Annotated in this window: 14 protein-coding genes; 8 read left to right on the forward strand and 6 right to left on the reverse strand. The window is 71.9% G+C overall.

What is annotated here, in order from left to right:
• Nucleotides 1-4: 4 nt before the first annotated feature.
• Nucleotides 5-1,126: a GuaB3 family IMP dehydrogenase-related protein gene (locus AB0J87_RS01965; protein WP_355190294.1), complete on the forward strand. Its 1,122-nt coding sequence runs from the start codon at nt 5-7 to the stop codon at nt 1,124-1,126.
• Between the two features lie 5 nt (nt 1,127-1,131).
• Nucleotides 1,132-2,325, forward strand: a complete 1,194-nt coding sequence (locus tag AB0J87_RS01970) for a sigma-70 family RNA polymerase sigma factor (protein WP_363962224.1) — start codon at nt 1,132-1,134, stop codon at nt 2,323-2,325.
• Here AB0J87_RS01970 and AB0J87_RS01975 read toward each other — a convergent pair.
• On the reverse strand, nt 2,303-2,863 hold the full coding sequence (locus AB0J87_RS01975; RefSeq protein WP_363963085.1) for a dihydrofolate reductase family protein: 561 nt from the start codon (nt 2,861-2,863) through the stop codon (nt 2,303-2,305). The genes AB0J87_RS01970 and AB0J87_RS01975 overlap by 23 nt on opposite strands.
• A gap of 69 nt (nt 2,864-2,932) precedes the next feature.
• On the opposite strand from AB0J87_RS01975, the gene AB0J87_RS01980 reads away from it, so the two are divergent.
• From AB0J87_RS01980 to AB0J87_RS01990, 3 genes are read left to right on the forward strand one after another with little or no spacing between them, the layout of a single operon-like run.
• Complete coding sequence (locus AB0J87_RS01980; protein WP_363962225.1) at nt 2,933-3,505, forward strand: TetR family transcriptional regulator; 573 nt, start codon at nt 2,933-2,935, stop codon at nt 3,503-3,505.
• Nucleotides 3,506-3,514: 9 nt separating this feature from the next.
• Nucleotides 3,515-4,291, forward strand: coding sequence for a phosphotransferase (locus AB0J87_RS01985; RefSeq protein WP_363962226.1), 777 nt, complete (start codon nt 3,515-3,517; stop codon nt 4,289-4,291).
• On the forward strand, nt 4,288-4,734 hold the full coding sequence (locus AB0J87_RS01990; protein ID WP_363962227.1) for a GNAT family N-acetyltransferase: 447 nt from the start codon (nt 4,288-4,290) through the stop codon (nt 4,732-4,734). The genes AB0J87_RS01985 and AB0J87_RS01990 overlap by 4 nt, the downstream gene beginning before the upstream one ends.
• Here AB0J87_RS01990 and AB0J87_RS01995 read toward each other — a convergent pair.
• The 4 genes from AB0J87_RS01995 to AB0J87_RS02010 are packed head-to-tail and all read right to left on the reverse strand — an operon-like array spanning nt 4,724 to nt 8,469.
• Nucleotides 4,724-5,548, reverse strand: coding sequence for a class II fructose-bisphosphate aldolase (locus AB0J87_RS01995; protein ID WP_355190304.1), 825 nt, complete (start codon nt 5,546-5,548; stop codon nt 4,724-4,726). The genes AB0J87_RS01990 and AB0J87_RS01995 overlap by 11 nt on opposite strands.
• A 10-nt stretch (nt 5,549-5,558) precedes the next feature.
• Nucleotides 5,559-6,467 (reverse strand): 1-phosphofructokinase family hexose kinase, encoded by a 909-nt coding sequence (locus tag AB0J87_RS02000; protein WP_350731067.1) that lies wholly within the window; start codon nt 6,465-6,467, stop codon nt 5,559-5,561.
• Complete coding sequence (gene nagA / locus AB0J87_RS02005; RefSeq protein ID WP_363962228.1) at nt 6,467-7,600, reverse strand: N-acetylglucosamine-6-phosphate deacetylase; 1,134 nt, start codon at nt 7,598-7,600, stop codon at nt 6,467-6,469. The genes AB0J87_RS02000 and nagA overlap by 1 nt, the downstream gene beginning before the upstream one ends.
• Nucleotides 7,597-8,469, reverse strand: coding sequence for a sugar isomerase (locus AB0J87_RS02010; RefSeq protein WP_363962229.1), 873 nt, complete (start codon nt 8,467-8,469; stop codon nt 7,597-7,599). Before AB0J87_RS02010 ends, nagA begins: the two co-directional genes overlap by 4 nt.
• A 129-nt stretch (nt 8,470-8,598) precedes the next feature.
• Here AB0J87_RS02010 and AB0J87_RS02015 point away from each other — a divergent pair, with 129 nt between their 5' ends.
• The 3 genes from AB0J87_RS02015 to AB0J87_RS02025 all read left to right on the forward strand — a co-directional run bounded on the left by AB0J87_RS02015 (nt 8,599) and on the right by AB0J87_RS02025 (nt 11,675).
• Nucleotides 8,599-9,369: a DeoR/GlpR family DNA-binding transcription regulator gene (locus AB0J87_RS02015; protein ID WP_363962230.1), complete on the forward strand. Its 771-nt coding sequence runs from the start codon at nt 8,599-8,601 to the stop codon at nt 9,367-9,369.
• A gap of 90 nt (nt 9,370-9,459) precedes the next feature.
• The gene (locus AB0J87_RS02020) at nt 9,460-11,199 is read left to right on the forward strand and encodes a glycerol-3-phosphate dehydrogenase/oxidase (RefSeq protein WP_363962231.1); all 1,740 of its coding nucleotides are present in this window, start codon (nt 9,460-9,462) and stop codon (nt 11,197-11,199) included.
• Entirely contained in the window at nt 11,196-11,675 is a 480-nt protein-coding gene (locus tag AB0J87_RS02025; RefSeq protein ID WP_363962232.1) for a DinB family protein, read from the forward strand. The genes AB0J87_RS02020 and AB0J87_RS02025 overlap by 4 nt, the downstream gene beginning before the upstream one ends.
• Before the next feature lie 61 nt (nt 11,676-11,736).
• On the opposite strand, the gene AB0J87_RS02030 is transcribed toward AB0J87_RS02025, so the two are convergent.
• Nucleotides 11,737-12,990: a S8 family serine peptidase gene (locus tag AB0J87_RS02030; RefSeq protein ID WP_350731076.1), complete on the reverse strand. Its 1,254-nt coding sequence runs from the start codon at nt 12,988-12,990 to the stop codon at nt 11,737-11,739.
• Between the last annotated feature and the right edge of the window lie 23 nt (nt 12,991-13,013).

Below are 13,013 nucleotides of genomic sequence, written 5' to 3' on the forward strand. Positions count from 1 at the left end.
GTTCATGACTCAGCAGGTGGAGATCGGCCGGGGCAAGGCCGGACGGCGGGCGTACTCGCTTGACGAGATCGGCCTTGTTCCCTCGCGGCGCACCCGGGACCCGGAGGAGGTCTCGATCGCCTGGCAGATCGACGCCTACCGGTTCGAGCTGCCGGTAGTGGTCGCGCCCATGGACAGCGTGGTGTCCCCGGCGACCGCGATCGAGATCGGCCGCCTCGGCGGCCTCGCGCCGCTGGACCTCGAAGGGCTCTGGACGCGTTACGAGGACCCGTCGTCGCTGCTGGAGGAGTGCGCCGCGCTCGACGCGGAGGCGGCCACCAAGCGGCTCCAGGAGATCTACGCGGCGCCGATCCAGGAGGACCTGATCGGCCGGCGGATCGAGGAGATCCGGGCCTCCGGCGTGACCACCGCCGTGCGGCTGTCGCCGCAGCGTACGGTCCAGTACCACAAGGCCGTGATCGACGCGGGTGTCGACATCTTCGTCATCCGCGGCACCACCGTGTCGGCCGAGCACGTCTCGGGCCGGGCCGAGCCGCTCAACCTCAAGCAGTTCATCTACGAGCTGGACGTGCCGGTCATCGTGGGCGGCTGCGCCACGTACACGGCGGCCCTGCACCTGATGCGCACCGGCGCGGCGGGCGTGCTGGTGGGCTTCGGCGGCGGCGCCTCGCACACGACGCGCAACGTGCTGGGCGTCGCCGTGCCGATGGCCACGGCGATCTCCGACGTGGCGGCGGCGCGGCGCGACTACATGGACGAGTCCGGCGGGCGCTACGTGCACGTGATCGCCGACGGCGGCATGGGCACCTCCGGTGACATCGCCAAGGCCATCGCCTGCGGGGCCGACGCCGTGATGGTGGGCTCGCCGCTGGCCAGGGCCGCCGAGGCGCCGGGTCACGGGTTCCACTGGGGTTCGGAGGCGCACCACCCCGACCTGCCGCGCGGCCGGCGGGTCGAGTTCGGGACGGTCGGCACGCTGGAGCAGATCCTGCACGGGCCGTCGAGCGTGGCCGACGGCTCGATGAACCTGATGGGCGCGCTCAAGCGGACCATGGCCTCCACCGGCTACTCGGACATCAAGGAATTCCAGCGCGTCGAGGTCGTGGTGGCCCCGATCCAGCGCTGACGCCCATGCCGGAGACCGCGGTCGAGCGGGTGTTCCGCGAGGAGTACGGCAGGTCCGTCGCGGTGCTCGTGCGGGTCTTCGGTGACATCGACATCGCCGAGGAGGCGGTGCAGGAGGCGTTCAGCGTGGCGGTGCGGCAATGGCCGTCCGCCGGCGTGCCGCCGAGCCCGGCCGGGTGGATCATCACGACCGCCCGCAACCGGGCCGTCGACCGGTTGCGCAGGGAGTCGGCGCGGCCTGGCAAGTACGCGCAGGCCGCGCTCCTGCACGCCCAGGACGAGCCCGTGGACGTGGGGCCCGTCCAGGACGACCGGTTGCGGCTGATCTTCACGTGCTGCCACCCCGCGCTGGCCGTCCACGCGCGGGTGGCTCTCACGCTGCGGCTGCTCGGCGGGCTGACGACGGCGGAGATCGCCCGCGCGTTCCTGGTGCCCGAGGCGACGCTGGCGCAGCGGCTGGTGCGGGCGAAGAGCAAGATCCGGACCGCGGGGATCCCGTACCGGATCCCGGCGCAGGCCGATCTGCCCGAACGCCTGCGCGCGGTGCTGGCCGTGGTCTACCTGATCTTCAACGAGGGATATACGGCCGTCCGCGCGGACCTGTGCGCCGAGGCCGTCCGGCTCGGGCGATTGCTGGTCGAGCTCGTGCCGGACGAGCCCGAGGTCATGGGGCTGCTGGCGCTGATGCTGCTGATCGAGTCGCGCCGCGCCGCCCGTACCTCCGAGGAGGGCGAGCTGGTACTGCTGGGGGAGCAGGACCGCGGGCTGTGGGACCGCGAGCTCATCGCGGAGGGCCAGGAGCTCGTACGGCGGTGCCTGCGGCGTGACGAGCCCGGCCCGTACCAGATCCAGGCCGCGATCAACGCCGTGCACAGCGACGCGGCGAGCGCGAAGGACACCGACTGGGGTCAGATCGTGCGGCTGTACGACCTGCTGGCGCAACTCGACCCGGGCCCGGTCGTGGCGGTGCACCGGGCGGTGGCGGTGGCCGAGGTGGAGGGACCCGAGGCGGCGTTGGGGCTGCTCAAGGGGCCCGACGACTACTACATGTTCCACGCGGTGCGGGCTGACCTGCTGCGGCGGCTCGGGCGCGAGGAGGAGGCCGCGGCGGCGTACGAGGCCGCGGCCGCGCGGGCGGGCAACGACGTGGAGCGGGACTTCCTGCGCAGGCGGCTGATCACTGGCGGGCGTACGTCATGACCACCGCCCCGTTGCTGTACGTCTTCGAGCCGGTCAGCGTGAACACGGTCGGCCGGAACTCGCCGTCGAACGCCGGGATGCCCGCCCCGGCCACCACCGGGTAGCACTTGATGATCAGCTCGTCGATCTCCGGCAGCAGGGCGCCGGCCAGCTTGCCGCCCCCGCAGAGGTAGATGTCCAGACCCTCCTCCTGCTTGAGCCGGCGCACCAGGCCGAGCGGGTCGCCGGTGACCAACTCGACGGCCGGGTCCTCGACCTCCATGGTGCTGGACACGACGTACTGCCGCAGGTGGGCGTACGGGCTGGTCACGGCCTTGTCGACCTGGTAGCTGGCGCGGCCCATGAGCACCGTGTCGAAGCGCTGGTTGGGCGCGTCGAGGCCGATCATGGCGCGGAGGTGGGTGGGGACGGTCTCGGGGTAACGGGCGTTGACGTCGGCCATCATGTCGTCGGCCCACGGGTAGAAGTCGAACTCGCCGTTCGGCCCCGCGATGTAGCCGTCGATGGAGGTGGCGATGTAGTACACGAGCTTCCGCAACATGACTCCAGATAAAGTACTATGGTTGAAGTGATTTGACCGTAGTACTACAGATGGAGTGGTGTCAACGTGGTCAGGCAGAACGTCGCCAGGCGGACGGCGCTGGTCGATGCCGCGATCGAGGTGCTGGCCAGGGAAGGGGCCCGTGGGCTGACGTTCAGGGCGGTGGACAAGCAGGCGGAGGTGCCGCCGGGCACCGCGTCCAACTACTTCCCCAGTCGCGACGAGCTGTTCACCCAGGCGGGCGGCCGGATCTACGAGCTCCTGCAGCCGGAGGCCGCCATGACCGCCGCCCACATGAGCGGGCCGCGTGACCGCGACCGGCTGGTCGCGCTGATGCACGAGGTGGTCGATCGCGTGGCGGCGTACAGGTCGGGCTACCTGGCGCTGCTGGAGCTGCGCCTGGAGGCCACCCGGCGGCCGGAGCTGCGGGCCGTGCTGACCGAGCGGATCCGCGCCGACGTGGACGCGAACGTGCGCAACCACCTCGAATCGGGCCTCCCCGGCGACACGACGAGCGTGGTGCTGCTCTACCTCGCCATGAACTGGCTGGTCGTCGAGCGGCTCACGCTGCCCGACGTGTTCGGCGAGGAGGAGATCCACAAGCTCGTGACCAGCGCCGTTGAGCGGTTGGTGCCCTAGCATGCGGGCATGGCCGACCTACGCCACACGCACGAGCTGGCCTTCGCCGGCGACGTCGTCATCAAGCGCTACATGGACAGCAAGCCCGGCGCGGCCGAGCGCGAGTGGCGCGCGCTGAACCTGCTGGCCGAGCACGCCCCCGGCCTGGCCCCCGAGCCGATCGGCTACGAGGACGGCGTGGTGACGATGTCCCGGATCGACGGGGTGTCGCTGCGCGGGCTGCTCGCGACGGCCGTACACGTCGCGGCCCTGGTCGAAGCGCTGACCGAGCTGCACACCGCGGTGCCGCCGCACGTGCTCCGGGCCGTCCCGCTGCGCCCGTGGCAGCTGGAGGCGCTCGCCGACTGGACCGGGCGGCGCGGCGAGCGCTGGCAGCCCAGGGACCCGCTGGCGGACCGGGCGGTCAAGGAGGGCACGCGGTGGCTGCGGAGCTGGTCGCCGGGCGAGTCGGGGGTCACGCCGGCGTTCGGGGCGGGAGACGGCAACCTGGCGAACTTCCTGTGGGACGGCACCCGCGTCCGCATCGTCGACTACGAGGACTCGGGGCGCAGCGACGTGGCGTTCGAGCTGGCCGAGGCGGCCGAGCACGTGTCGATGTGGGTGGACGGCGAGGTGGAGATCGCGCACCGGTTCGAGCTGAGCCCGGCGGAGGAGCGGCGGATGCGCGACTGCCGCAAGCTGCACGCGCTCGTCTGGCTGTTCCTGCTCTCGCACGAGCACCCGCGCAATCCGCCGGGCACCTTCGAACGACAGGTCGAACGCGTGCTGGCAACATTGGCGGCATGAGACTGGCGGATCACACCGACAAGGCGGCCGTGGAGCGGCTGGTCCACGACGCGTACTCGCCCTGGATCGAGGTCGTCGGCATGCGGCCGCTGCCGATGGAGGCCGACTACGGCGCGCTCATCGCGGCCGGCCGGGTGCACGTCACCGACGCGCTCGACGGGCTCCTCGACGGGCTCATCGTGCTCGTCCCCGAGGACGGCGTCCTGCTGGTGGAGAACGTCGCCGTGCGGCCCGGCCGCCAGGGCAAGGGCCTCGGGCGGGCGCTGATGGCGTACGCCGAGGAGGAGGCGCGCAGGCTGGGGCTGCCCGCGCTGCGCCTCTACACCAACGTCAAGATGACCACCAACATCGCGCTGTACGAGTCGCTCGGCTACGTCGAGACCGGCCGCATGGGCGTCGAAGGCCGCTCCGCGGTCATGATGCGCAAACAGCTCACCCCGTGAGGACACCCAGGAGGTGGCTGACCTCCCTGGCCACCGCGTCCCGCCCGGCCTTGAGATATTTGCGGGAGTCGACCACGCGCTCGTCGTGGGCCAGGTAGTCGCGCACCGCGCCGGTGAACGCCTTGTTCAGGTGGGTCGCGATGTTGATCTTCTTCATGCCGGTCCGCACGGCCTCGCGCAGCACGTCGTCCGGCACCCCCGACGAGCCGTGCAGCACCAGCGGCACCGGCACCGCGGCCCGCAGCTCGGCGATGAGCGCCAGGTCCAGCACCGCGTCCTTGGTCGTCATGGCGTGCGAGGTGCCCACGGCCACGGCCAGGGCGTCGACCCCGGTCTTGGCGACGTAGTCGACCGCCTCGTGCGGCTTGGTGCGCGCGCCGGGCGCGTGCACGCCGTCCTTGCCCCCGACCTCGCCCAGCTCGGCCTCCACCCACACTCCGCGCTCGTGGCACCACGCCACCACCTCGGCGGTCGTGCGGACGTTGTCGTCGTCGGGCAGGGCCGAGGCGTCGAACATCACCGAGCCGAGCCCCAGCTTCACCGCCTCCTCCACGAGCGCGCGGTCGGTGGCGTGGTCGAGGTGGACCGCGACCGGCACCTCGGCCCGCCTGGCCACCGCCAGCGACGCCAGCGCGACGGGCTCCAGCGCGCCGTGGTAGCGCACGCAGTTTTCGCTGATCTGCAGCACGACCGGCAGGCCCAGGGCCTCGGCGCCGGCCACGATGGCGGTGGCGTGCTCGAGCTGGATCACGTTGAAGGCGCCCACCCCGGCGGGCGACTGGCGGACGATGTCGCCGATGGCAACAAGGGGCATGACGTGCTCCTTACGTGATGATGATCTGGGGGTGTATGTCGGCGTAGACGTCGGGGTCGAAGTCGCCGGCCACGGGCGCGGCCACGGCGGCCGCGCCGAGCGCCGCGGCCCGCCTGAGGCTGTCGGGCCACGACGCCGACTCCACCAGGCCCAGCGCGAGCCCGGCGACCAGCGAGTCGCCCGCCCCCGTCGGATTACCCCGCACGGTGTACGGCATGCGCGCGGTGAAGGTGCCCTCCCCGGTGACCGCCAGCAGCCCGTCGGCGCCCATGGACACCACCACGGCCCCGGCGCCCTGGCTGCGCAGCGCCTGCGCGCCCTCGGCCGGGCTGCCGCCGGGGACGGCCCTGGCCAGCTCCTCCCGGTTGGGCTTGACCACGGAGGGGCGGCCCTTGGGAGCGTGGCGGAGGGGATCGCCGTCGGCGTCCACGATGGCCGGGACCCCCTTGCCGGCGGCGACGGCCGCCAGCGTGGCGTAGGTGTCGGCGGGGACGCCACGCGGGAGGCTACCCGAGATGACGACCGCGCCGGCGGCGTCGAGGAGCGATTCGAAACGCCGGACGAAGCCCGCCAGCTCGGCGGGGGTGACCTCCGGGCCGGGCTCGTTGAACAGCGCCGTACGCGTGCCCGCCTGCTCCGAGACGACCAGCGTCGTGCGGGAGTCGGCGGCGACGGGGTGCAGGGCGGCGGGCAGGCCGGCCGCCCGCAGGTCGTCCTCGATCGCCCGCCCGGTGGGGCCGCCCGCGAGCCCCGTGACCAGCACGTCCTGGCCCAGCGCGGCCAGGACGCGGGCGACGTTGACGCCCTTGCCGCCGGCGCGCCGGTGCACCGCGCTGACCCGGTTGACCCCGTCCCAGTCGACGTCGGGGACCTGGTAGGTCACGTCGAGGGCGGCGTTGAGCGTCACGGTGAGGATCATCAGGGCTCCGTGATCCAGACGCCGTCCTTCATCACCCCGGCCACCTCCAGCGAGTCGGACAGGACCACCAGGTCGGCCGCCTTGCCCACGGCGATCGAGCCGATCCGGTCGGCCAAGCCCAGCACCCGCGCGGGCGTCAGGGAGGCCACCTGGACCGCGTCGGGCAGCGACATCCCGACCTCCTGGACGCTGCGCCGGAACGCGACGTCCATGGTCAGCGTGGATCCCGCGATCGAGCCGCCCTCGACCAGCCTGGCCACGCCGTCCTCCACCCGCACCCGCATGGGGCCGAGCACGTAGTCGCCGTCGCCGAGCCCGGTGGCCGACATCGCGTCGGTGATCAGCGCCGTCCGGCCGGGACCCGCCACCTCATACGCCAGGCGCAGCATGGCCGGATGCACGTGCACGCCGTCGTTGATCAGCTCGACCGTCACCCGCTCGTCGTCGAGCAGCGCGGCCACCGGGCCGGGCGCGCGGTGGCCCAGCGGCGGCATCGCGTTGTAGAGGTGGGTCGCCACGCTCGCGCCCGCCTCGATGCCCTCGATCGTCGTCTCGTAGTCGGCGTCGCTGTGCCCCACGGCCGCGATCACGCCTTCGGCGGCGGCCATGCGGATGAAGTCGAGCGCGCCGGGCAGCTCGGCCGCGATGGTCACCATGCGGACGTGCCCGCGCCCGGCCTTCAGCAGCTCCGAGAGCTCCTGCCGGGACGGCTCCCGCAGCAGCGTCGGGTCGTGCGCGCCGCAGCGGGCCTTGGCGATGTAGGGGCCTTCGAGATGGATGCCGGTCAGCAGCCCTTCCTCGCACAGCTCGGCCAGCGCCGCCACGGCCCTGGTCAGCCCGTCGATCGAGTCGGTGACCAGGCTGGCCATCGTCGTGGTGGTGCCGTGGCGGCGGTGCAGCTCGACGGCCTCACGCGCCTTGTCCTGCTCGCCGGTCGGGAACGAGCCGCCCGCGCCCCCGTGGTTGTGGATGTCCACGAACCCGGGGATGACGTGCCGCCCACCCACGCTCAGACCCTGACCTGGGGCGGATCCGCGGCCGACATGCGTGATGCGGCCGTCTTCGATGGTCAGCCACCCCTCGTGGACCCCCTCGGGGGTCACGATCCTGGCGTCGGCAAGAGTAAGGCTCATGAAGAAAGGATCACAGATCGCGTGAGGTGCATGGGCTCGTCCGGGTTCAGCCCTTGGGCGAAGGCCCGGGCGACGGCCACCCGCTGCGCGCGGATCAGCTCGGCCATGGGGTCGAGCGCGGTCTCGAAGAACGTCCCGCCGGTCTCCTCGACCTGCGCGCGCAGGCCCTCGGGGGCGGCGCCGAGCATCCACGTCACGCGTCCGGGAGCGGCGATGCTGATCGGGCCGTGCCGGTACTCCATCGCCGGGTACGCCTCCGTCCACGAGCGGGACGCCTCGCGCATCTTCAGCGCCGCCTCCTGCGCCAGGCCGACCGACCAGCCGGCGCCGAGGAAGCTGAACTGCTCGGCCCGCACCAGCTCGTCGGGCAGCGGCGCGGCCACGGCGGCTTCGGCGTCCTCGACGGCCTTGGTGAGGTCCTCGCCGAGGCTGGCACGCAGCAGGGCCAGCTGCGTGGTCGCGAACCTGGTCTGCACGACCGACTGCTCGTCGGCGTAGTCGAGCACGACGACCTCGTCGGCGGCCGTCATGATCGGAGTGTCGGGGTCGGCGGTGATGGCCGTGGTCTTCGTGGTCGTCCTGGCCAGCAGCTCCAGCACCTCGGTCGTGGTGCCGGAGCGGGTCAGCGCGAGCACGCGGTCGTACGAGCGCCCGATCGGGGCCTCGGAGGCGGCGAAGGCGTCGGTCTCGCCGTGCCCGGCCCGCTCGCGCAGGGCGGCGTACGCCATCGCGATGAACCACGACGTGCCGCACCCGACCACGGCGACCCGCTCGCCGTGGCGCGGCAGCGCGTCGGCGGGAACGCTCGCGATGGCGCGGCGCCAGCACGACGGCTGGGACGCGATCTCGGCCTCGGTGTGGGTGGTCACCACTTGCCTCCCCGGCGATTGATTGTTTCTGCTGGTTTTATACCAGGAAAGTGCATTAATGGACACTGTTGGCCCTGCCCTGGCTGGTTGTGCCACGCTTGCCCTTGTCCCCATCGCCTAGGAGGCCTTGTGTCCCGGTACGACCGCTGGAACGCCATCCTCGAGCTGGTGGCCCAGGAGGGCAGACTGTCGGTGGAGGAGGCCAGCCAGGCGCTCGGCGTCTCCACGGCGACGATCCGGCGGGACTTCGACCAGCTGGCCCAGCAGCAGATGCTCATGCGCACGCGGGGCGGGGCGGTCGCGCAGAGCGTGAGCTACGACCTGCCGCTGCGCTACAAGACGGCCAGGCACGCCGACGAGAAGCACCGCATCGCGACGGCGGCGGCCGAGCTGGTGACGCCCGGCGCCGTGGTGGGGCTCAACGGCGGCACGACCACCTCGGAGCTGGCGCGCACGCTCGCCACGCTGTCCACGCTGGAGAGCGGGTTCACGATCGTCACGAACGCGCTGAACATCGCGGCCGAGCTGACCGTCCGCCAGCACGTCAAGATCGTGGTGACCGGCGGGGTGGCCAGGCAGCAGTCGTACGAGCTCATCGGGCCGCTGGCCACCGGGGTGCTGGAGCAGGTGACGCTGGACGTGGCGTTCCTCGGGGTGGACGCGCTCGACGTCGAGCTCGGCGCGTCGGCCCACCACGAGGGGGAGGCGAGCGTCAACCACCTGCTGATCAGCCGGGCCGCGCACGTGGTCGTGGTGGCCGACTCCTCCAAGGTCGGGAAGCGGGCCTTCTCCCGGATCTGCCCGATCGGGCAGATCGACACGCTGGTCACCGACGCCCAGCTCTCCGACGCGCTGGCCGCGGAGCTGACGGAGGCGGGCGTGAAGGTCATCCGCGCCTGACCCCCGGCGCCGTCGCCCGCCGCGTTACAGCGTGACCGCCCTGAGGGTAGGTATCGAGGCGCAGGCGACAAAGCCGTATCAGGGGGAGATATGACGCCGGGAAGGTGCGTGGCTCAGCTCGGGCCGGCGGAGCGGACCGCGGCCTTGGAGCGCATGGCCGGGGAGAACTTCGACGTGGTCGTGGTCGGCGGCGGCATCGTGGGCGCCGGGATCGCGCTCGACGCCGCGACCAGGGGGCTCGACGTGGCCCTGGTGGAGGCCAGGGACTTCGCCTCCGGCACCTCCTCGCGCTCCTCGAAGCTCATCCACGGGGGCCTGCGATACCTGGAACAGCTCAACTTCGAGCTGGTGCGCGAGGCCCTGCGGGAGCGGGCGCTGCTGCTGCAGCGGATCGCCCCGCACCTGGTCAAGCCGGTGCCGTTCCTCTTCCCGCTGACCCACTACGTGTGGGAGCGGGTCTACGTCGGCGCGGGCGTGGCGCTCTACGACATGCTCGGCGCCGCGGCCGGGACCACCCGCGGGGTGCCGGGCCACCGGCATCTGTCCAGGTCGCGGGCGCTGCGGCTGGCCCCGGCGCTCAAGAAGTCCGCCCTCACGGGCGCCGTCCAGTACTGGGACGCGCAGATGGACGACGCCCGCTACGTGGTGAGCCTGCTGCGCACCGCCGCCACCTACGGCGCGCAGATCGCGCCGCGGGCGCAGGTGCTGGGGTTCCTGCGGGAGGGCGAGCGGGTCACCGGCGTACGCGTGCGCGACCTGGAGCTGGGCGACGAGCTGGACGTACGCGCCCAGCAGGTGGTGAACGCCACCGGCGTCTGGACCGACGACATCCAGGAACTGGTCGGAGGCCGGGGCCAGATCCACGTACGCGCGTCCAAGGGCATCCACCTCGTGGTCCCACGGGACCGGATCCACTCGCTGACCGGGATCATCCTGCGTACGGAGAAGTCCGTGCTCTTCGTGATCCCCTGGGGCCGCCACTGGATCATCGGCACCACCGACACCGAGTGGACGCTCGACAAGAGCCACCCCGCCGCCTCCCGCGCGGACATCGACTACCTGCTCGACCACGTCAACTCCGTCCTGTCCGTGCCCCTGAACCACGACGACGTCGAAGGCGTCTACGCGGGGCTGCGCCCGCTGCTGTCGGGCGAGTCGGAGGAGACCTCCAAGCTGTCCAGGGAGCACGTGGTGGCGCACCCGGTGCCGGGCCTGGTCATGATCGCGGGCGGGAAGTACACGACCTACCGGGTCATGGCCAAGGACGCGGTGGACGCCGTGGCGCACGGGCTCGACCAGCGGGTGCCGCGCTCGTGCACCGACCGCATCCCGCTCGCGGGCGCCGAGGGCTTCCAGGCGCTGTGGAACTCCAGGCACCGCATCGCCCTCACCTCCGGGCTGCACGTGGCCAGGATCGAGCACCTGCTGCAGCGCTACGGCTCGATGATCGACGAGGTGCTGGAGCTGATCGAGCACGAGCCGTCGCTGGGCAGGCCGCTGTCGGGAGCCGACGACTATCTGCGCGCCGAGATCGTCTACGCCGCCACCCACGAGGGGGCCAGGCATCTCAACGACGTGCTGACCCGGCGTACGCGCATCTCGATCGAGACCTTCCACCGCGGCCTGGCCGTGGCGCAGGAGGCCGCCGAGCTGATGGCCGGGCCGCTCGGCTGGGACAACGAGCAGGTGAAAAGGGAGGTGGAATACTACACAAAGCGTGTCGAGGCGGAGCGCCGCTCGCAGGAGCAGGTCTCCGACCAGGAGGCCGACGCGATCAGGCTCGGCGCGCCGGAGATCGTCCCTGTCGTCGCCCCGGAGCAGCCCTCATGAGCGAGCCGTCCAACCAGCTTTCCGACCCCCGCGCGCTGCTGGAGGGCTACCTCGACCACTATCGCGAGGAGATCCTGCGCAAGCTGGACGGGTTCCCCGAACCCGAGGTGAGCCGGGTGCCGTCGGGGTGGACGCCCGTGTCGATGCTCAAGCACCTGGCGTACATGGAGCGGCGCTGGTTCGTCTGGGACTTCGCGGGCGAGCAGGTCGAGGACCCGTGGAGCGACCGCGACGAGGATGGCATGCTCGTCGCGGCCGAGTCGTTCGAGGAGATCAAGGACTTCTACCTGGCGCAGTGCGAGCGGTCCAGGCGGGCGGTGGCGGGGGCGGGCCTGTCCGACGTGGCCTCGCGGATCGGCCGGTTCCAGCCGCCCGAGGAGCCGCCGACGCTGGCGTGGATCATGTTCCACGTCCTGGAGGAGTACATGCGCCACGCCGGCCACCTGGACATCGCCCGCGAGCTGGCCGAGTCGTAAGGGGGAGGGGCGGCACGCGGCGCTGCGGGATCCGCGCACCGCCCCTATCCAGGATGGTTTGTCAGTACTGCGTGGCGTCGTGCACGTCGAGCAGGGGCTCCTTGACGCCGTCGCCGGAGTCGTCGGTCCAGTTGGAGTTACCGGTGGAGATCAGCTTGGTCCGTACGGCCAGCGAGCCCGCCCTGGTCGTCGGCTTGCGGGCGCCCGCGGTGAGGATGCCGGCCGCGCCCGCCACGTGGGGGCTGGCCATCGAGGTGCCGCTGATCGTGTTGTAGCCGCCGTTCATCCACGTCGAGTAGATGCAGGTGCCGGGTGCGGTGATCTCGACGGTGGCGCCGAAGTTGGAGTAGAACGCCGAGGTGTCGTCCTGGTCGGTCTCGCTGCGGCACGAGAGCGTGCTGCCGCCCGCGCCGCCGGCCAGGCCGTCGTTGTCGGTCAGCGCCGAGACGGTGACCACGTCGGGGTGGTTGGCGGGGAAGAACGAGGACGTGTTCGCGTGGTTGTTGCCCGCGGCCACCACGACCACGATGCCGGCGTTGACGGCCCTGGTGATCGCGTTGGTGATCGCGCTGCTCGTGCAGCCGTTGCAGCCCAGGCTCAGGTTGATGACCTCGATGGTGGAGGCGCGGGCCACCACCCAGTCGATGCCGGCGGCGATCCCGGCCAGGGTGCCGGAGCCGGCGGAGTTGAGCACCTTCACGGCGTGGATGCGGGCGCCGGGGGCGACGCCGACCGAGCCGATGGAGTTGTCGATCGCGCCGACGATGCCCGCGACGTGCGAGCCGTGGCCGTTGTCGTCCACGCCGGCGTTGTTCGTGCAGACGCCGGACACGCAGTTGGCGCGGGCGACCACGTTCAGGTCGGGGTGGGTGTAGTCGACGCCGGTGTCGATGACGGCGACGTCCGTGTCGATGCGCACGTCATCGGTGCCGTCGATGTCGAGGTTCGGGTTGCTGGGGCCGAAGATGCGCCGTACGCCGGTGGGCGTGGTCTGCGCGAAGGCGGTCACCTCGGCGTCGGGCTCGACGCTGAGGACGTTCGGGTTCCGCTTGAGCTGCTCGGCCGCGCTCGCGCTCAGGCGGGCGGTGTAGCCCTTGAACGCGTGCTCGTAGACGCCGACGAGCTGGCCGCCGGCCTGGGACACCTGGTCCTGGGCCGCGCTGCGGGGCGCCGCCCGCATGGTCGGCTTGAGTTCGACGATGTACGTCCCGTCCGCGGCCTGCGCGTCCTGCGTGGCGGCGGAGGCGGGCGGCGGCGCCATGGCTAACGCCACGGCGCTGACGAGCAATGCGAGCAGGGGGGTGCGTGTTCGCATCGGCGTGAGCCCTTCCTGTGTCG

It is taken from the genome of Nonomuraea sp. NPDC049625 (genome assembly GCF_040675285.1).
In the GTDB taxonomy this organism is placed as follows: Bacteria; Actinomycetota; Actinomycetes; order Streptosporangiales; family Streptosporangiaceae; genus Nonomuraea; species Nonomuraea angiospora_A.